Annotated in this window: 17 protein-coding genes; 5 read left to right on the top strand and 12 right to left on the bottom strand. The window is 61.7% G+C overall.

Annotated elements, in window-relative coordinates:
* Nucleotides 1-567: 567 nt before the first annotated feature.
* Nucleotides 568-1,551, bottom strand: coding sequence for an IS5 family transposase (locus H8F25_RS03230; RefSeq protein WP_197211990.1), 984 nt, complete (start codon nucleotides 1,549-1,551; stop codon nucleotides 568-570).
* A gap of 268 nt (nucleotides 1,552-1,819) precedes the next feature.
* Nucleotides 1,820-2,803: an IS5 family transposase gene (locus H8F25_RS03225; RefSeq protein ID WP_197210200.1), complete on the bottom strand. Its 984-nt coding sequence runs from the start codon at nucleotides 2,801-2,803 to the stop codon at nucleotides 1,820-1,822.
* Between the two features lie 1,118 nt (nucleotides 2,804-3,921).
* Between H8F25_RS03225 and H8F25_RS03220 the strand changes: the two genes are divergently transcribed.
* Together H8F25_RS03220 and H8F25_RS03215 are read left to right on the top strand one after the other, a co-directional pair.
* Entirely contained in the window at nucleotides 3,922-6,807 is a 2,886-nt protein-coding gene (locus tag H8F25_RS03220) for an alkaline phosphatase family protein (RefSeq protein ID WP_231597037.1), read from the top strand.
* A gap of 238 nt (nucleotides 6,808-7,045) precedes the next feature.
* Nucleotides 7,046-7,774 carry a hypothetical protein gene (locus H8F25_RS03215; RefSeq protein ID WP_197211988.1) on the top strand — a complete coding sequence of 243 codons (729 nt, stop codon included), beginning with the start codon at nucleotides 7,046-7,048 and terminating at the stop codon, nucleotides 7,772-7,774.
* A gap of 599 nt (nucleotides 7,775-8,373) precedes the next feature.
* On the opposite strand, the gene H8F25_RS03210 is transcribed toward H8F25_RS03215, so the two are convergent.
* The 4 genes from H8F25_RS03210 to H8F25_RS03195 all read right to left on the bottom strand — a co-directional run bounded on the left by H8F25_RS03210 (nucleotide 8,374) and on the right by H8F25_RS03195 (nucleotide 10,957).
* Entirely contained in the window at nucleotides 8,374-8,667 is a 294-nt protein-coding gene (locus H8F25_RS03210; RefSeq protein ID WP_197211987.1) for a hypothetical protein, read from the bottom strand.
* Between the two features lie 436 nt (nucleotides 8,668-9,103).
* Nucleotides 9,104-9,460, bottom strand: a complete 357-nt coding sequence (locus H8F25_RS03205) for a hypothetical protein (protein WP_197211986.1) — start codon at nucleotides 9,458-9,460, stop codon at nucleotides 9,104-9,106.
* A 5-nt stretch (nucleotides 9,461-9,465) separates the two neighbouring features.
* The gene (locus tag H8F25_RS03200) at nucleotides 9,466-9,897 is read right to left on the bottom strand and encodes a hypothetical protein (RefSeq protein WP_197211985.1); all 432 of its coding nucleotides are present in this window, start codon (nucleotides 9,895-9,897) and stop codon (nucleotides 9,466-9,468) included.
* Between the two features lie 178 nt (nucleotides 9,898-10,075).
* Nucleotides 10,076-10,957 carry a hypothetical protein gene (locus tag H8F25_RS03195; RefSeq protein WP_197211984.1) on the bottom strand — a complete coding sequence of 294 codons (882 nt, stop codon included), beginning with the start codon at nucleotides 10,955-10,957 and terminating at the stop codon, nucleotides 10,076-10,078.
* A gap of 102 nt (nucleotides 10,958-11,059) precedes the next feature.
* On the opposite strand from H8F25_RS03195, the gene H8F25_RS03190 reads away from it, so the two are divergent.
* Nucleotides 11,060-11,338, top strand: coding sequence for a cupin domain-containing protein (locus tag H8F25_RS03190; RefSeq protein ID WP_231597036.1), 279 nt, complete (start codon nucleotides 11,060-11,062; stop codon nucleotides 11,336-11,338).
* A 42-nt stretch (nucleotides 11,339-11,380) separates the two neighbouring features.
* The gene (locus H8F25_RS03185; RefSeq protein WP_231597035.1) at nucleotides 11,381-11,590 is read left to right on the top strand and encodes a hypothetical protein; all 210 of its coding nucleotides are present in this window, start codon (nucleotides 11,381-11,383) and stop codon (nucleotides 11,588-11,590) included.
* 467 nt (nucleotides 11,591-12,057) lie between these two features.
* On the opposite strand, the gene istB is transcribed toward H8F25_RS03185, so the two are convergent.
* From istB to H8F25_RS03160, 5 genes are all read right to left on the bottom strand, one after another.
* Complete coding sequence (gene istB, locus H8F25_RS03180) at nucleotides 12,058-12,801, bottom strand: IS21-like element helper ATPase IstB (RefSeq protein ID WP_231597034.1); 744 nt, start codon at nucleotides 12,799-12,801, stop codon at nucleotides 12,058-12,060.
* On the bottom strand, nucleotides 12,740-13,954 hold the full coding sequence (locus tag H8F25_RS17510) for an ATP-dependent RecD-like DNA helicase (protein WP_231597033.1): 1,215 nt from the start codon (nucleotides 13,952-13,954) through the stop codon (nucleotides 12,740-12,742). The genes istB and H8F25_RS17510 overlap by 62 nt, the downstream gene beginning before the upstream one ends.
* The gene (locus H8F25_RS03170) at nucleotides 13,951-14,604 is read right to left on the bottom strand and encodes a hypothetical protein (protein ID WP_197211980.1); all 654 of its coding nucleotides are present in this window, start codon (nucleotides 14,602-14,604) and stop codon (nucleotides 13,951-13,953) included. The genes H8F25_RS17510 and H8F25_RS03170 overlap by 4 nt, the downstream gene beginning before the upstream one ends.
* Before the next feature lie 115 nt (nucleotides 14,605-14,719).
* Nucleotides 14,720-15,982, bottom strand: a complete 1,263-nt coding sequence (locus H8F25_RS03165; protein ID WP_197211979.1) for an IS5 family transposase — start codon at nucleotides 15,980-15,982, stop codon at nucleotides 14,720-14,722.
* Nucleotides 15,934-16,260: a transposase gene (locus H8F25_RS03160; protein WP_197211978.1), complete on the bottom strand. Its 327-nt coding sequence runs from the start codon at nucleotides 16,258-16,260 to the stop codon at nucleotides 15,934-15,936. Before H8F25_RS03160 ends, H8F25_RS03165 begins: the two co-directional genes overlap by 49 nt.
* Nucleotides 16,261-16,381: 121 nt before the next feature.
* On the opposite strand from H8F25_RS03160, the gene H8F25_RS03155 reads away from it, so the two are divergent.
* A complete protein-coding gene (locus H8F25_RS03155) occupies nucleotides 16,382-16,672 on the top strand; it encodes a nitroreductase family protein (protein ID WP_197211977.1) in 291 nt (96 codons plus the stop codon).
* A gap of 455 nt (nucleotides 16,673-17,127) precedes the next feature.
* On the opposite strand, the gene H8F25_RS03150 is transcribed toward H8F25_RS03155, so the two are convergent.
* Entirely contained in the window at nucleotides 17,128-18,843 is a 1,716-nt protein-coding gene (locus H8F25_RS03150) for a protein adenylyltransferase SelO family protein (protein WP_231597032.1), read from the bottom strand.
* Nucleotides 18,844-18,882 lie beyond the last annotated feature (39 nt).

Here is an 18,882-nt window from a genome sequence, read left to right as displayed (position 1 = left end):
CCCTTCCCTGCGTGACATCGGTCGATCGTCCTGCGATCAGGCGTCGTAGTACATGACGAACTCGTGGGGGTGAGGGCGCTGGCGCAGAAAGCCAGTCAGTTAAATGAGTCTCAGGGAGATACACAAGGCCTCCTTGTGGACGATCTTGGGGACAATTCTTGGGCCAGCCAGAGACAAGCGCATATTTCCGGGACCGTCGCGAGATAGGGATCATCGAAGCAGAAGAACGATTGCAAATGCGATATGCCTGACAAGACGAGGGCTGGGAACTATTAGCCATATCCCACTAGGCACTGCGCTAGCGACATGCATTTATGACAGATAGTCAATAACCTTTGGCACACATAAGCGGCGCGCTGCTGGCTCGCGTAGATTTAGGGAAGCTCTGATCAAGACCGGGAATTGAGCGCAAGCGTGTCTCATTCTCGTCAATGAGACACAAGTGGGGTATTTTGTCCTTGGCTACTCGCCAGGTGCTCCAATCCAGGGCCTGACTGGCTTATTTCTCGTGAGTTCCCCGATCATTTTTGGCTGCTCACCCTCAAGATGGCACACTTATTCTGTCATTTATGCTGTAGAAGGACAACGTTCGCGCACCATCCAGAGATTGGCGAGGGCAAACAGCATCGTCAGCTTGAGGTTGTTCTTGCGGATGCCTCGGTAGAAGACCTTCCGAAATCCAAACTGGCACTTGATGATCCGAAATGGATGCTCCACCTTTGCCCTGACATGTGCTTTCGCCGCCTCCATCAGATCCAGCAGTCTTCCCTCTGGGGTGTCCGGTAGAACTCGGCGCTGTCCGGGCTTCATGGCGATGCGCATCTCTGCTTCGCAGTCCTTGAACGCCTCACGCTTTTCGATGCCGATGTGGCCAGAGTCGCCGTAGATCACGCGTTCCTCGCCATGGACGCGATCGGGTGCCGTGTTCAGCTCATGGACGTTGGCAGCCGTGCTCACCACGGAATGGACCAGACCCGAGGCTGCATCCACACCGATGTGGCACCGCATCCCAAAGAACCACTGGTTGCCTTTGGCCACCGAGTGCATTTCAGGATCCCGCTCGCCCGTCTTGTTCTTGGTTGAACTGGGAGCGTTGATGATTGTGGCATCGAGGATCGTACCCTCCTTAAGCATCACGCCCTTCTCCCGCAGGCTCTGGTTCACCGTCTCCAGGATCTGTTCTGCTATCCGATTCTCTTCCAGGAGGTGGCGGAAGTTCAGGATCGTCGTCTCGTCAGGGATCCGGTCCTCAACCATGTCGATCCCAGCAAAGCGGCGGAAGCAGGGGGTATCGATCAGCATCTCCTCCATCAAGGGATCGGAAAGCGTGAACCACTGCTGCAGCAGGTGGATGCGCAGCATCACCTCCAGCGGAAACGGTGGGCGCCCGCCCTTGGCAGAAGGCCTGTAGTACACAGGCGAAATCAAGGCCAGGAAAGGATCCCAGGGCACTGTGGCTTCCATCTCATCGAGGAAGCGCTGCCGGCGCGTTTTCTTCTTGGCGTAGGTCTGCTCGTAGTCCGTGAAACCCAACTGGAGGGGGGCCGCCATCCGCTGCCAGTCTCATTATTGGAACTGTACTGATTCTATCGGGTTTTTCAGGGGTTCCCTAACTGGGACAGACTTCTAAGGAAGCTCTGATCAAGACCGGGAATTGAGCGCAAGCGTGTCTCATTCTCGCCAATGAGACACAAGTGGGGTATTTTGTCCTTGGCTACTCGCCAGGTACTCCAATCCAGGGCCTGACTGGCTTATTTCTCGTGAGTTCCCCGATCATTTTTGGCTGCTCACCCTCAAGATGGCACACTTATTCTGTCATTTACGCTGTAGAAGGACAACGTTCGCGCACCATCCAGAGATTGGCGAGGGCAAACAGCATCGTCAGCTTGAGGTTGTTCTTGCGGATGCCTCGGTAGAAGACCTTCCGAAATCCAAACTGGCACTTGATGATCCGAAATGGATGCTCCACCTTTGCCCTGACATGTGCTTTCGCCGCCTCCATCAGATCCAGCAGTCTTCCCTCTGGGGTGTCCGGTAGAACTCGGCGCTGTCCGGGCTTCATGGCGATGCGCATCTCTGCTTCGCAGTCCTTGAACGCCTCACGCTTTTCGATGCCGATGTGGCCAGAGTCGCCGTAGATCACGCGTTCCTCGCCATGGACGCGATCGGGTGCCGTGTTCAGCTCATGGACGTTGGCAGCCGTGCTCACCACGGAATGGACCAGACCCGAGGCTGCATCCACACCGATGTGGCACCGCATCCCAAAGAACCACTGGTTGCCTTTGGCCACCGAGTGCATTTCAGGATCCCGCTCGCCCGTCTTGTTCTTGGTTGAACTGGGAGCGTTGATGATTGTGGCATCGAGGATCGTACCCTCCTTAAGCATCACGCCCTTCTCCCGCAGGCTCTGGTTCACCGTCTCCAGGATCTGCTCTGCTATCCGATTCTCTTCCAGGAGGTGGCGGAAGTTCAGGATCGTCGTCTCGTCAGGGATCCGGTCCTCAACCATGTCGATCCCAGCAAAGCGGCGGAAGCAGGGGGTATCGATCAGCATCTCCTCCATCAAGGGATCGGAAAGCGTGAACCACTGCTGCAGCAGGTGGATGCGCAGCATCACCTCCAGCGGAAACGGTGGGCGCCCGCCCTTGGCAGAAGGCCTGTGGTACACAGGCGAAATCAAGGCCAGGAAAGGATCCCAGGGCACTGTGGCTTCCATCTCATCGAGGAAGCGCTGCCGGCGCGTTTTCTTCTTGGCGTAGGTCTGCTCGTAGTCCGTGAAACCCAACTGGAGGGGGGCCGCCATCCGCTGCCAGTCTCATTATTGGAACTGTACTGATTCTATCGGGTTTTTCAGGGGTTCCCTAATAGGCCCTGATGCTCGGAGGTTGGCGGGCAAATGTAGATTATTTGAGGCGCCCTTGACAAGTAGATGAGATCATGTACAATAACGTGTACTAATTAATTTTAGTATGGAAAGTCACAGTTTTCGCTCTGTCGCATCTCTTGATGGCAAGGCTGCCTCAGGTCCTGGTTCGAGCTTGTCCCTTCTTAATCCCATCCTTGTTTTGTCGGCGTCAGCCGCTTCAATTGCCATCCCCGATCCAGCCCTTGCAGCCGTCATTGTAGGCAGCAACTTGAATAATGTTGTCGTGGGATGGCAGCCTGGGCAGGAGCGGTTTGTGCAGGCCCCCCTGGCTGATGGAGCCGAGATTTTCGTGGGAACAAGGGCAACTGTCAATGGTGGCGGTTCGCAATCGGGCTCCGGGTATGTTGGCGTATTCGTGGCCGGCCCCAAAATGTTCTGGCGAAAATCCGGGCCGGGTTTAAATCCAGCCGCTCTTGTCAATGCCGGAGAAACATTCTCGGCTGGTGGTACTTACGGTGGGAGCTTCGCGAATGTTAATCTTGGGGCTGATTCTGGCGGCAGTATAATCAATCTTGGCCGCTTGCCATTTTCGGGCCCGTCCCAATACCTGCTGTTCCGATTTGACAATGCTGGCACTCTCAATTATGGATGGCTTGAGGTCAAGGCTATGACGGGCGGCGAAGCCGGTCCCTATCAGACCAGCCCCTACTCAGTGACGTTGGGACAATGGGCTTATGAAAGCACGGGGGCTCTCCTCCCCGCCGGCGACATCGGACCAGCCGCCGTTCCCGGCCCGTCAGCCCTTCCAGCCCTCGTCTTGGTGTACGGGCAGTCACGCCGTCTGCGCCGCCGTCTCCGGAATGCCCGGCACTCCTCTTCCTCTAGAGCGCCTGCATCTGGGACTCCATGATGTCTGCTGCCTTAGTCGTTTTTCAGCACTTGGCGCATTCTAAAACTCAGTCCCAGATCGCGTTATCAGATTCAACGCCCTTGGCTCTTCCTTTCAAGAGCGATGTTTTCCTTGTGCGTAATCCGAAATCAATCTTCCCCCTGCAATGCCTGATAATTCCGCCACTAAGGTGCTACTTCTGGGCTGGGATGCGGCTGACTGGAAGGTAATCCGCCCGCTGTTGGCGGCGGGGTTGATGCCCAATCTCGCCGGGCTGATGGCCCGTGGCGTGCACGGGAACCACGCCACCCTCTACCCCGATCTCTCGCCGATGCTCTGGACGAGCATCGCCACTGGCAAGCGTCCCTCGAAGCACGGCATTCTCGGCTTCAGCGAACCGACGGCCGACGGGACCGCCGTTCGACCTTGCTCGGTGCTGTCGCGGACGTCCAAAGCGCTCTGGAACATCCTCAATCAGAACGGCAAGCGTTCGATCGTGGTCGGCTGGTGGCCCTCCTTCCCCGCCGAGCCGATCGATGGGGTGATGGTCTCCAACCACTTCCAGAAAGTTCCGGACGATCCCGACACCCCACCACCATCGCTACCTCGCGGCATGGTGCATCCGCCGGAACTGGCCGATGAATTGGGGGAGCTGAGGGTGCGTCCATGCGAGCTGTCGCTGGAGCTTCTGCGCCTGTTCGTGCCCAAGGCCGAGCAGGTCAATCAAGAGACAGATAAGTCGTTGCACGACCTGGCCAAGGTGATCGCCGAAAACCTTTCAATCCACTCAGTCGCTACCGATTTGCTGGAAAGCGAGGAATGGGATTTCGCCGCTGTCTATTTCGACGCGATCGATCATGCCTGCCATCGCTTCATGAGATTCTACCCACCGCGTCAGGAGTGGGTGAGCAAAGAAGAGTTCGATTTGTATAAAGATGTGGTCAGCAATGTGTATCAGTGGCACGACGCCATGCTCGGACGCTACCTCGAGCTGGTAGGCCCAGAGGCGCACGTGATCATCGTCAGCGATCACGGCTTCCATTCCGATGAACAGAGGCCCGGCTGGATTCCCTGTGAACCGGCTGGCCCCGCCGCCGAACATCGTTATTTCGGCATGGTGGTCATGGCTGGTCCCGGCCTGCGCCAGGGAGAGCGCATCCATGGCACCTCGGTGCTCGACATCGCCCCCACCGTGCTCACCCTGTTCGGCCTGCCGGTGGGTCTTGACATGGACGGCAACGCCCAGGTGCAGGCCTGGCAGGATCCGCCCGTGGTGGAGCGGATCAGCTCCTGGGAGACCGTGGATGGCCCATCCGGTTGCCATCCCCCCGGCAGCACCCAGGATCCCCGGGCCATCGCCGCTCAGCTCGAGCAGCTGGTGGCGTTGGGGTATGTGTCGCCCTTGCCGGACGACCGCAGCGAGGCGGTGCGCGAGACCGTGCGCGAGCTTGACTACAATCTCTCTCGCGCCCTCGCTGACGGCGGCAGGCCCTATGAGTCCATCCCCATCCTTGAGACGTTGTGGCGGGAGTGGCCGAAGGAACACCGCTTCGGGCTTCACCTCCTTGACTATTACGGTCGCTGCGGCCGGATCGCCCAGCGCCGAGCCGCCCTCGAACAGCTGACGGAGCAGGCTGGACGCTACGCCAACGAAGCCGCTCAGGCCCTCGAGAGCCTGCCATCACCCTCCGTACAAGCCGATGCCCACGGCCACGACCCCGCTGTGAGACGGCAACAGTTTGAGCGCCGGGGCCTGATCGAGCTGCGGGCAGGCCTGGATCTCACCGGAGCGTGGATCCAGCAGGCGCTTCTTGAGCAGGACCGCGCCACCGCCACCGATCTGCTGAAGCCGCTGCTCGAACGGCGCGACGATCCTTCCAGCCTGCCTTTCCCCCAGGCCTCTCTGGCCGCGTCGATCCTCGTGCAGCTGGGACGCCTGGAGGAAGCTTTACCCGTTGTCGAGCGCTTATTGGCGATCGAACCGGAACACCAGAATCTGTCCACCCTACGTGCAGAGATTCAGTTCCGTCGTCGTGATTGGTCTCAGGCAGCCGAGTGCGCAGCTCAGTCGCTCGCCCTTGTGTACTTCAACCCACGTCTGCACCTGATCCTTGGCCTGTCGCTGGCGCGCCTCGGTCGTCGCAGCGACGCCACTGCCGAACTTCGCGTTGCTCTGCAGCAGAACCCCTCACTGCTGCTGGCCTATCGGGCTCTCGAGAAGCTGCACGCCGACCGGCCCGTTGAGGCCTTCCAATACCGCAGCCAAGCCACCATTTTGGCCGAGCGCATCCGCGCCATTCGACGACGCCTTGCCTGCGACGACTGGAGTCACTCGGACCTGAGCGCTGGGCCAACGACCAGTACTGCCAGCCTCGAGCTTCAGTACGCCGGCTTGTGTGAGCATGAGCCCGCTGCTGCTGCGGCCCGCTCACCCGAGGAGTTGGTCGTGGTCAGCGGCCTGCCTCGCAGCGGCACCTCGATGCTGATGCGGGTGCTGCAGTTCGGTGGCATCTCGCTGCTGAGCGATGGTATGCGCCTCGCCGATGCCAGTAATCCACTCGGCTATTACGAATTCGAGCCGGTCCGCCAGCTCTTGCTCAGGCAAGGTCCCAACGACCTGGCCTGGCTCGATCAAGGCCGTGGCAGGGCAGTGAAGGTGGTGACTCCTTTGCTGCGCCATCTACCGGCACAGCTCCCCGCCAGGCTGGTCGTGATGCACCGCCCCCTCGACTCGGTGCTGCGCAGCCAGGAGGCTATGAAGCAGCGACTGGCTACAGAACAGGTGGCCGTCCTTGCTGCAAGTCAGCCTCAGGTGCGATCAAAGTCTGTAGGCGTGACAGCGGCTGCTCTGGAGCTGCAATACAACACGGAATTACAATTACTTCTGAACCTCATCGATCACCGCCCCAACTGGCAAGTCCTGCACGTCTCCTACGAACAGATGATCCACGATCCTGCAGGTCAGTGCAGCCGTCTCGCTCTATTCCTGGGTGAGGCGTTCCGGCCTTGTGACGCTGTTGCTGGCGTGGATCCCTCTTTGCGCCGCTTCTGATTTTCTGGACTTTTATAGGCAGACAACAAGCCAGCAACGTCATCCAACCCTGACCGGAGCCATACCCTGACTCAGAGCGAAGCGAAACACCAGCCATTCTCTGTACATTGTCTCTATGAGCCAGTTGCCACCTTCCGGGGCCAGGCACGGCGGTCAATCAAGCCGTCGGCCGGAAGCGCCTCATCGCCCTGATTCAGACACCACGAGCAGCAGCCGCAGCGCCCGGCCCCAGCCCCCCATGATGCTCGCCCCGGCGCTCTCGACCATCGGCGTGGCCCTGTTCGTGATCTACGGGCTGACGGTGTTCAGCCAGCTAGTGCCCCTGCGCCTGCTGGAGCCCGCCTGGCAGCTACGAGTGGCGGGGGTGCTGCTGGAGAATGGCCTCTGGCCCCTGCTTGGCCTGGGCCTGTTGCAACTGGCGGCCTACCTCGATCCCGCCAACCGGCGTCTGCAGGCCCGCTGGGAGGGCCTCGGCCGCCTCGGGGTCATCGCGGTCCTCGGATTTCTGCTGATGGTGCCTGTGCAGTTGGTGGCCACAGGCCTTTCGTTGCAGACCCTCGACAGCGCGCAACGCAACCGCCAGCAGCGGGTGGAGGCCAATCTGAACCGGATGCGCCAGGAGATCCGCGCATCGAGCAGCCTCGCCGATCTGCAGCGGCGTATCCGCGACATCCAGGCCCCGGATCTGCTGCTCGATGCCGCCAGCCTCGATCAATCCCTGCCGGAACTGAAACGCAGCTTCCTGGCCAGCGTCGATCAATCGGAGCAGCTGCTGCAACGCCGCTTCCAGGCGATGGCCAATCGGGGACGCACCTGGGCCCTCCTGCAGCGAGCCGGCCGGGGGGTGATCATGGCGCTGGTGCTGGCCTTTGCCTATGCCGCCGCCACTCCGATCGCGGCGGATCCGGACATCTCCGTGCTGATGGTCTGGAGAGAGCGCCTCAGCCTGTTCCCCAGACGCCGCTAGCACAGCAGTGACGAGGAGTACCTACGCAAGTTGAGCGAATGAGCCACCGGCCCGCGACGTCATATGTTGCCCTGTGTGGTTCGACAGAAGGGCCACGATCTTCAACCTTGTTGACTGGGGGAAGTTGCAGGCATTGGCGGACCATCATCTTGCACGGGTAACACTTTTATTCAGCGCGGCTAGTGTGCCGTCCCGGAAATAGGCTATAGAATAAGGAGTGTCTTCCTGCTGCTCCGTGGCTCTTGGTCGTCCGATGCCGCCGCTGGTGCTCAGCGATGACGAGGTTCAGCAAATGCAGGGCATCGCCAGCTCCCGCTCGCCGCCTCATTCGATCGTGCAGCGTGCCCAGATCGTTCTGGCTGCGGTGCAGGTGAATCCAACACCGCCATCGCCATGCGGATGGGTTTGGCGGGCATGACCGTCGGCAAGTGGCGTATGAGGTATCTGGAACTGGGTCTGGAAGGGCTCCACGACGAGCTGCGGCCTGGCCGGCCTCGCACCTACGAGGACGACAAGGTCGCTGACTCGCCAGGCCCTGAGCGAGGTGGCGAAGACGAGCACCACAAGTCAGGGCAGATGCAGCCAGGTTGGGCGATCCATCAGACATGCAGCTGAGTCCTGGATCTGGTGCAACGTTTGCTCTGCTGGTGCTGCCGCACCGTCCACTGGTTGCCCTTGATCGCCAGCCCGCAGTGCTCGCAGATCGTCACGGGCCGCGTGCTGCACCACTGCGCCGGCCGCTCGCCCACCAGCTCCCGACGGCTGGTGTCGATCCCGCGCCCCTGCTGGTAGCGGGTCAGGGCTGGAGCTGTCGTCACGAAGCCCGTCTCCAGGCAGCGGAACAGCAGGGCTTGGCCCCGCAGGTTCTGCACGTTGAAGGTGGTGGCCGTCATCAGCACTCCTGTCGACGCCGCTACCCATGGTGGCACCCAGCCAAGACTCCCACCACCGGTGGTGCACGAAGCCCGACTGTACCGCCCCAGAGTGCTGAACTGCAGAGGAGGTCCAGGCAGTGATTTTCCAGAATTGAGAAATTTTCCGAGCGGCTCTGCAGCCGTTTCCGTAAACAGGGGAATACCCCTCCAGTTTTGATTCGCCTGTGAGCTTCTGCGAGGATTTACGAGCACTTGCAGGAGCTTGATTTCGAAGTGAAAATCATGAGGAGAATCGACGATTTTTTCTGCGCGGCTTTCTCCCCTTTTGAGGGTTGTGTGTTGTCGCTGCGTTGATACTCCTGCCCCAGGCGGATTGCTGTGGGTCTGGTTCGGTTGGACCTGCTGCCGAGTGACTGTGATTCGTTGGATCGTGGGCGGCGCCATCCCGGCGCGATCAGGCGCGTACTTCAGCAGCGTCCATCCGTCGAGCGATCGACCGGGCCCAGCGCAGGCCGGGGTCGCCGCCCCAGCCATCCCAGGCCTGGCGCCCTTTGCCGTAGTCGCTCCAGCTGGAGCCCTGCTTGTCGATGGCGTGGCGGGCGAAGTAGCTCACCATCCGATCGATCGTCTGCGGTGAAAGCTCCTGGCGGTTGGCGAGCTGACGGGCGCGGGCCAGCCCCACCGGCGTCATGCCGCGTTGACAAGGCGGCTGCTGGGCCCGCCGTTCGAGGGCGCGACGGGCAGCAGCGGCGACCGCGGCCGGCGGCTGGAAGGAGATGCCGCGATAGAAGTCCTTGCTCCGGCGCGGCATGGTGATCAGGCCGCTGCGGGTTCGTCGGAATCGGTGTCCGCCTCAGGGGCAGCATCATCGGCACCGGAGTTGTCGCCTGCGACAACCTCACCAGTCGTCGACCCAGCAGGGGCGGCCTCCGGCTCAGTGACGGTGGTTGCCTGGTCCTCAGCCGCAACCGGAACCTCGGTGAGGGCAGGCACGAACTGATCGATGAAGGCATCAATGGCGGTCAGCTGGTTGGTGGCGTTATCGGCGCTGGCCTGCAGCTGAGCCACCAGGGCCTCAGCGGTGGCGGCGCGTTCCATGGCGGCCAGCGCATCGCGGCGAGCGGCGTCGATGGCGGCAGCGTCAGCGGCGTCATCCGCCAGTGCGTCGGCCAGTTGTTTGCGTAGGTCCGCCTCGCGGGACTGGAAGCCAGCTATCACGGCGACGATGCGATCGAGCAGAGCATTCATGGCTTTGAAAGGTGAGAAGAACAGATGAAGCAGTCGAAGAGTCACGGGACGCCTCGGAGTGGAGCAGGTGGCCGGCCTGAGCAGCGAGACACGATTGGCGGCCCGGCCAGCCCACCTCTCCCCATTGCCGTCCACCCGGCACAGCCCGAGATCCCACATGGAAGGGGCCCCTGGCCCCTCAGGGCCGGCGGGAGGGGGTGCGGCCGTTGACTACGAAGGAGGCGCGGTAGAGCTCCGAGGCGCTCATGGCCTGGGGGTTGAGCGGTTCGCCGTTGCTGGCGATGCCGGAGGCCGTCATGGCGCCGGCGGCCTGCATCCCGGCCGGGCCCCGCTGCTGGAACAGGAAGCCGTAGACGGGATGCACCCGCATCTCGTCGAGGAAGTCGGCGGTGGTCAGGGGCCGGCCGTCATCACCGAGCAAGGGTTTGCCCTGGCCGTCCAGCGGTTCGAGCACGTCCTTGCCGTCCTTGTCGGTGCCCAGGCGGAAGCAGCCGCCCAGCTGCCCCTTGAAGATGTCGAAGAACGTCCCGCGGCGATCACCGCCGGTGCGGCCCTCGGCCTGGGAGAAGGCGCGCTCCAGCAGGCGGTCCTTGCGGAGCTGGAGCACCTGCTGTTTGGCCTCATCGCGCTCAGCAGCGACGGCGGCCACCTTCTGGGCGGAGGCCTCCTCCATCTGGCGCTCGCGCAGCTCCATGCGCTCCTCGAGCACCTGCTTCTGGCGCTCGGCCTCCTGAAGACGGGAGTATTCCTCGGGGTTGATCTCCGAGAAGCGGTTCAGCTGCTGGCGGAGGGTGCGGATCTCCTTTTCCAGCTGGTTGTTCTTGCGGCGTTCGGCCTTGAGCGGATCGGAGGAGCGGCTGTCGTCACCTCCGGGTTCAGCAGCCGCGGCGGCTGCCGTAGCCGGCGGAGCTGCCGATTCGCCTGAGGTGGTGTCGCCCTGGGGATCAGCACCCCCATCGGCGCTCTGGCCGGCGGGTGCGTAGCTGTCGTCAGCGCCCTGGCCGCTGGAGGCGGCGGCAGTGCTGGTGGCGGGAGGAGGAGTGGAGGTGGCAGTGGCCATGACCCATCGCGGCTGTCGTGGATGAGCACCCCATCCGGGCTGTGCTCACCGCCTATTGCCTGGCTCCCGCCGACAATGCCCCAGGTCCTCACGCAGACAGCCATGGCAGCTGGCATCACGGTCACGTCCAACCCGGATCCGGCGGAGCTGCAGAGCCTGGGCGTGAAGAGCTGGCCGACCTGGGGCTGTGGGGTCAGCACCTTCCCCTGGACCTACGACGAGCAGGAGACCTGTCTGCTGTTGGAGGGAGATGTCACTGTCATCCCCGATGGCGGTGAGCCAGTGCGGTTCGGAGCCGGTGATCTGGTGGTGTTCGAGCAGGGCCTGAGCTGCACCTGGGACGTGCAGGCCCCGGTGCGCAAGCACTACCGGTTCGGCTGAAGACACGACAGGGTGGAAGCCATGCAAAAGCCGCATGTCCCCATGCCGCGCGAGACCACCGAGGCGATGGTGCGCAACATCGGCCGGGAGCTTGCTGAGATCAAGCAGCGCATCAGCCGCTGCAGGGGTGATCGAGTGGCGGAGCCGAAGCTGACGGGAACCTGGATAGCCCACCTGCTGGTGAGCAGCCGGGAGTTGCTGCAGAACCTGCTGATCGACACCGCACAGCGGCCCCGGCGGATCAGCCGGTGAGCAGGGCCTGCAGGCGGGTGTAACGCTTCCGGCCGCGGTGGTTTTTGACCGCCATCGCCAGAGCCTTCTTCTGCCCCACCAGCACCACCAGCTGCTTGCCGCGAGTGAGGCCGGTGTAGACGAGGTTGCGCTGCAGTGATCCGCGTCAACCCCCTTGGCCGTTTCGCGACAACCAAGTTGGCCGGTGAGAGTCCCTGATCGCCCCCAGGTTGTCGCCGGCGACAACCTGGGGGCGGCGACATGAAAACTGAGCCACCTGCCTGCCAGAAGTCCGATCAGCACTGGCTTTTCGTGTTCGGCAGCAGACGACAACCCGGTTGGCCGGTACCGCTGGTGACTCTCCGCCCCAACCTCTGGCGGAGCGCACGAGCCGGCGGACCCCATAGTCCGCCGGCAGCGCGGAGCTCACCACCGGGGGCTGCGCTGATCGGCGCCAGGTTGTCGCCTCGCGTCAATGTCTCCTCGCCCTATCCCTGCTCCTTGCGCCGCCTCCCTGCGCGGCGTTCGGCATCGGCGCGGCGGTGGCTGTCGCCGCCGATCTCGACGATGTGGCAGTGATGCACCAGCCGATCCACCGCCGCGACGGTCATCGAGCTGCTGGGGAAGATCTCATCCCAGGCCGTGAACGGCTGATTGGCGCTGATCAGCAGCGATCGGCGCTCGTAGCGGTGGCAGATCAGCTCAAACAGCACACTGCTCTCCTGCTCATCGCGCCGCACATAGCCGATGTCATCGATCAGCAGCAGCGGGTAGCGATCCAGCCGCTCCAGTGCCTGCGGCAGGTTGTAGTCGGCGCGGGCCTTCTGCAGCTCCTGCACCAGTGCCGTGGCTGGGTAAAAGCGGCAGGGCTGATCCAACGCAATCTGCGCCAGGACGATGCCGATCGCCAGATGGGTCTTGCCGACGCCGCTGGGGCCGAACAACAGCACGTTCTCACCCCGCTGCAGCCATTCGCTCTGGTGGGTCAGCCCCTCCAGCTCCTGCCATGGGCCGGCCTCGATTCTGCCGCTGTGGTCATAGTCCGCGAGCGCCTTGCTCCAGGGCAGCTGGGCCGAACGCAGCAGCCGTTGCTGGCGGGCCTGCTGGCGCTGCTCCACCTCCTGCTCGCAGAGGGAATAGAGAAATTGGCTGTGGCTCCAGCCCTCGGTCTCAGCTTGCGAGGCGATGCTCTGCGAGTGGGAGCGGATCCGTGCCAGCCGCAGCTGCCGCAACAGGATCGGCAGGGCGGCCTCCGCTGCCTGGGGCCTTGGCACGGAGGACGAGGAGATCGTCATAGCTCTGCAGGGGGTGTTGAGGGATGCGTTGCGTGGGCAGGGGGCGATGGGGCGGCAACCGGAAGCGTTGCTGCAGCGCCGCCAGCGACAGCCCCTGCCGTTGGTGGGCCTTTTCCAGCCAGGTCAGAACCGGCTCGTAACCGGCCAGCCGGCAGCCCACATACAGGGCTTCCACCACCAGGCGGGCGGCGGCGTCACGGTCGCCGCCATTGCGCAGCTGCTGCCACAGCTGCCACCAGCGCTCATCGGGGAACAGCTCCTGCTGATAGCGGCAGTGCAGCAAGGCCCGCGGCTTACGGCGCAGGGCATCGATCAGGTGCTCCAGATCGATGCTCCACGCCCGTCCATGCCGTTCGACACCGCCGTGGAGCCTCTCCAGTTCGCAGGCCAGCTGGCGGCCGAGCAGCAGTTGCAGCCGGTCGTGGAAGATCCGCACCGTCAACCGCTGGCCGATCAGCCGCGGCGGAACCGAATACACCACCTTGCGCACCTCGATCGTGCTGGTGCGCCGCACTGTCAGCTGCTCGATGTCGTAGTCGGCAAAGCGGAATGGCGGCAGTGGCCGCAGCGCCGCTTTCTCTTGCTCCAGCCGGCACAGACGCGGACGGTTGTAGTCATCGCGGACCTCCGCCAGAAAGGCCTGGTAGTCAGCGAGCGTGTCGAAATCGCTGCTGCCGCGCAGCTGCAGCATCGCGTAGTGCTGCGTCAGCAGCGGAATCACCACCGCCGGGTATTCGCTGCCCTGGCTCTTGTGGATCGTGCAGGCATAGGCCGGCACCAGGTTGTCGAGCTCGCCCCAGCCGTAGACCACCGGCTTGCCCTCGAACAGCACGGTCAGTTCGGAGTTGTCGGCATCGAGGGAATCGATCGTGCCCAGATCGCCGTTGAACACCTCCTTCTCGTAGTCGTTCGCCACCTGCATCACCTTGTCGCCCGGCGCAAACCTCCACCCGAAGCGCTCCACCTGCTCGCTGGGGTCAGGATTGAGCAGCTGCTGCAGTTCCACGTTGAGGGTCCTGCTGCCGCAGCCGCCGCGGGCCATCGGACAGAGCACCCTGACTGACGGACAGATCTCATCCGAGATCGTCATGCGATCGCCATCGGTCCGGCGGCGGCGATCAGAAGCGGTGGCGGCAGGTCAACCCGCGTGGACCAGGGCTCGTTTTGCCGTCTGCGCACACCGCGGCTGGGGATGCAGGGTTCAAGGGGCCGTAGTGGAATCGGCAGCCAGGCCAGCAGGGCACGGCCGCTGGCGATGGCGCTCTGCTGCAGCCAGTGCAGACCGATGCGGGCAAAGCTGAGTCCACGTCTCCAGTGCGCATCCACCAGCGGGCGCTGGCCGCTGAGGCTGACGGTGTAGCCCTGCACACTGCTGATCAGCACAGCGATGGCGACCACCAGCAGGAGCCGATCGATGCGGGCTGGATCGCGCAGGCGACTGTTCTCCAGCTGGAAGATCCCCGATTTCTGGTCCCGGAACAGCTGCTCGCAGCAGAAGCGCTGGCCGTAGGCCCAGACCAGATCCAGGCCGGGAGACTGGTTGCTGACCAGATACCAGGGCTCGGAAGCCCTGATGCCGATCGGGCGGGCCAGCACCAGATTGGCCCGCCTTTGGCCATCACCCCAGAGCTGCACATCCCGGAAACCGCGGCAGTGGCCGCGGGGCAACCGCAGCCGGCGCACCTGGCAGCCCAGAGGCGCTGCGGTGCCGTGGATCTCGGCATCACCGCGCAGGCGCATCACGTAGTTCGGGACTCCTGAAAAACGACTCGCGTGCCTCACTGGGGCAAGCCGACGAACAGGGGTGATGGCAGCTCGAATCCGCGGCTTTACAGCAACCGGCGATTCGGCTGCCTCAAACTGGCAAATGCTTCTTGGCGCCACCAAGAGCCAGCCAAGACGTTGTAACGCACAAAAACCAGGAATAAATCGCGACAAAAAAGAGGCGGAGGAGCCTCAGGATCTTCTCGGCACACATCACCAGGAATGCCATCGAGATCGTCGTTTCTGCACCCTGAGGCAGGCGAGCCATGATCAACTGAAGTGAATACTTGCGCTTCCCTGAACCAAAGACACCCTCAACCTCGTTTCGCTTGCGCTGGTCAGCGCTGAGCTGCTGCTGGTGCACAGCGTTGACTCCTGGATCCTTCGGTGGCCTCCCAAGTCGTTTGCCAGATAGTCGGATATTGTTCCTCGTACAGAAGTTTCGATTCTTAGTGTTGATGTAGATGCGATCGGCGCAGATGCGCTCAGGGTAGCAGCCATGCTCTCGCTTGTACTTCTTGGTTTGTGAAATCAAGTCTTCGGACTCATTGTACGGATCCCAGCTGATCCTGTGAAGGAAGGCAAAGCCATTGCGCACGGAAACACTAATTTTGGCACCAAACTCAAAAGCGGCTCTTGCTTTGCCACGAGCAATGGGGCGAACATGTCGCTGAATCAAGTTGACGATGCGGTCGGGCATGCTGCGTGTCTTGGAGTACAGCAAGATCGTCTGCTGTCGGTGCAGCTCACTGATCACGAGAAGCTTCTGCCACCAATGCGTCTTGAGACCCGAAAGGCTTGCGCCAGAGGCGATCAGGGCATCGATGGCATCAAGATTGCGCTGCAGGTAGTCGAGCTGGCGGCGTATTGCGGCTTTTGTTTTGCGACGACGTGGCTTTTTCTGCTTGGCGACATTGAGGAAAGCAGCACGCGCCCTGCCTCGATCATATCGAGGCTTATGCTTACGCAGATCTGGGTGCTGACTGCGCAGATCATCAATGATTCGTTCGGTTGACTCCCTCGCCTCATTGAGTAGCTTCAGATCAGTGGGATAGGTGATGTCGGCTGGCGTGCAAGAGGCATCGATGGTCAATGTTCCACAGTTCTTGTCCTCGGGCCAATCTGCTGGCTTCACGAAATCGTCAATGGAGATCTGGGTTCCAGCATCAACACTTGGATCGTCGGGGGGGTCGTCATCTTGCCGTGACGACACAGCCTCGATCACCATGGCCTTACCGCGTTCTGCAATCAGTTCGTTGATCCGCTTGAGGTCGTCCTCTGAGAAACGCTTGCGGAAATGCACCATCATCGACGGGTCGAATGGTGATTTATTGGTGTAGCCGGCAAAACCCAAAAATACTGCATGTATGCATTTTCTCGGATCTGCTCGACGGTTTCCTCATCGCTCAAGCCAAGGCGCTGCTTAATGAACAGCGCACCAAATGCCAATCTCACAGACTTCGCGGGGGCACCAGTCGTGGGGCTGAACTGAGGGGCATACGTTTCTTCCAGCTCTTCCCATGGCATCAGAGAGGAGAAGATCACCCAGCGGTTGTCCGGGTCCAATGTTCCGCCAAAAGGGAGATGGAACGCCTCGATTGAAAGCTGCCCGTTATGGTGTTTCCGGTACATCCACTGGGTTGAACAGTTGCAGCAATCATCGATTGCCCCTTGCAAGGCCAGTTTAGCGAGCCTCGACCGCTGAAACCAGCTGCGCTGCAGTCGATCTGGCTTTTTCAGGAGTCCCGAACTGATGCAGAAGAATCTGATCGACGGTCCCCAGAGCCAGCAGATCGAGTGCTGGACCGCAAAACAGGTGTACGTCGCCCTGGGTACCTTGATGACCAGTGCGGCACTGCTGGGAGTGGACACCTGCCCGATCGAGGGCTTCTCCCCAGCCGACTACGACCGAATCCTGAATCTGGAGAGGAGCCCCTATCGCAGCTGCGTGGTTTGCGCTGCTGGTTATCGCGATTCATCCGACAAATACGCCGGACTGGCAAAGGTGCGATACACCCCCGCTGATCTGATTGAGCACCGTTGAATCAAAGGCGATGCCACCGCTCGACAAGACAGAAGCCTTCGGAATCAGCTCACCTCATCACAACAATCATGTCTCTGCATATGGTTCTGAACACAGGAGCGGAACACGCGTGACATTGGGCCTGCCGTTTCCGTCATGAAGCGGTCCATTCTGATACGCGACACCACCTCCTGAACGAGTGGGGCAGACAAATCGGCGACCATTTGTTTGCTCTGGAGCCTCTGGAGAGCCGAGAGCCTCCAGAGGCAAGGCGCAGATCCTTGACCGTGGTCAGGGGATCCCGTTAATCTCGAGGGCCGTGGGCATCGCCTGCTGGTCATTGAAATCCCGATCAGTAAGTCCGTATCGATCTTCCACCTGGAAGGACCGTCCTTGCGGAGGTCCTGAGAGGTTGCTCTTCGCCATGGAAACCACATGCCATCCCCGCCCGTGCCCCTTCAGGGAAGCGAGTACGTTCATGAAGAACAACTGTAATGGGAGACGCCACCAGCATGAAAGAACTCCTCGGGCCTGAGGCGGTCGTAGGTCCTCCCCACCTCCTCTGATTGTTCCTCATAGGGAGAGTTGAACACCGCCTGGAGATCCTTGATCAGGCGGAAATCGCCATGCTCCGCCTGCTGATAAGCAGGAACGACCAACCACTCGCGCCAGGTGAACTGAGGGTTGATCCGCTTCATCGCTGCGGACGCCGCTCTGGTGTCACCACCGGCTGTGATCTGTGTGCGCCACCGCTGCAACCACTGCGCCCATCCGGTCTCAAGCTGCTCTGAGCTGGGTCGATAGAAGCTTCCCTTCAGGACCGAGATATCCTCTGGAATGGCTGACAGCCTGCGGAAGAAGATCGTGTAGTCGACCTTGGACGCCACCATGAGCTGCTGAAGCTCTTGGATCAGCATGGCGTCAGCGCTGGGCAGGCCGAGCTTGCTCGCCCACATGGCTTCGAGCTCACGGTTCATGGCAAGACGGAAGTCTTCCCGCAGCAGATCCAGCCTCGCCAGAGCATCGTTCTGCTCGGCAAGCAGCAACCGGATGGCGGCCCAGAACATGTGGTAATTGGCTTCGGCCGCGACAGGTTGGTTGAACCATGAAAAATGCTCGCCTCCCCCGGTCCAGGGCTGGAAGCGGGGATCAAACAGCTCACAGAAGCCGAAGGGCCCGTAGTCGAGGGTGAATCCACCGGCGGCACAGTTGTCGCTGTTGAAGTTGCCCTGGCAGTAGCCAACGCGTATCCAGTTGGCCACAAGGGAGATGAGGCGTCCCCGAAAACACTCGGCTAACGCCACCACCTGCTCGGTGAAGGGCAGCGTCGGATCGATGTCTGGCCGGTAGTTCCTCTCGATCAGATGGTGCACGATCATCTGCAGTTCGTTCAATGCACCCGGATGCGCATTGGTCCGCACGCGACGGGCAAACAGTTCCACCTGACCCACCCGCAGGAACGACGGTGCCACGCGGGTCGTGATTGCAGCAGGGTTATCCACCAGGATGTCGGGATTGAACGCCCTGGACTTCGGCCCGTACCAAGGACGACGAACCGTTTCCAGTCGCGAGACAACCAGGGTCAAGGAGCGCGAGGTGGGAACTCCAAGGGCGTGCATCAACTCCTGCGCCAGAAACTCGCGCACACTGGAGCGGAGCACGGCCCGTCCATCAGCCCCACGGCAATAGGGCGTCGGGCCGCCCCCTTTCAGCTGCATCTCCCAGCGTCTGCCATTGAAGAGGCCCTCGAACACGGAAATGGCGCGGCCATCGCCGTAGCCATTGCCAGTTCCGAACGGACACTGCTGAATGTATTCCGTGCCGTAGATCGACAGGGCGTAACCGGTCGCCCAGCCAACCGGGCGCATCGGCGCACGGGCGACACTGAGATCACCCGCGAAGAAGCGGAGGAAGGGCTCGTCATGGGCCAGCGCTTCACTGAGGCCGAGTTCACTGAACAGCGTGCTGCTGTAGGCGACGAGCTCTGGATCTGGAAGCGGCGTGGGCGTCACCGGCACATAGTGACCGGAGAACACCTCGCGGGCCTGGTGATCACAGCCATCCGCAGTCGCCTGCGGATCGGCATGCAGTGTATTCATCAGGGAATAGTCAGCCCGTTGGGCGAAGTCAGCGAAGCTTGCCGTTCCTGTTGATGGCGCAGTCTTCGAGGGGGCTGACATCGGATCAATCATCACGGATCTCGGGTCTGGAGTTGCGGGGAGCTGACCCCT

Source organism: Synechococcus sp. CBW1004, from assembly GCF_015840715.1.
Classification (GTDB): domain Bacteria; phylum Cyanobacteriota; class Cyanobacteriia; order PCC-6307; family Cyanobiaceae; genus Cyanobium.
Note: the sequence above shows the minus strand (reverse complement) of the source record. Positions and strands in the feature narration are given on the sequence as shown.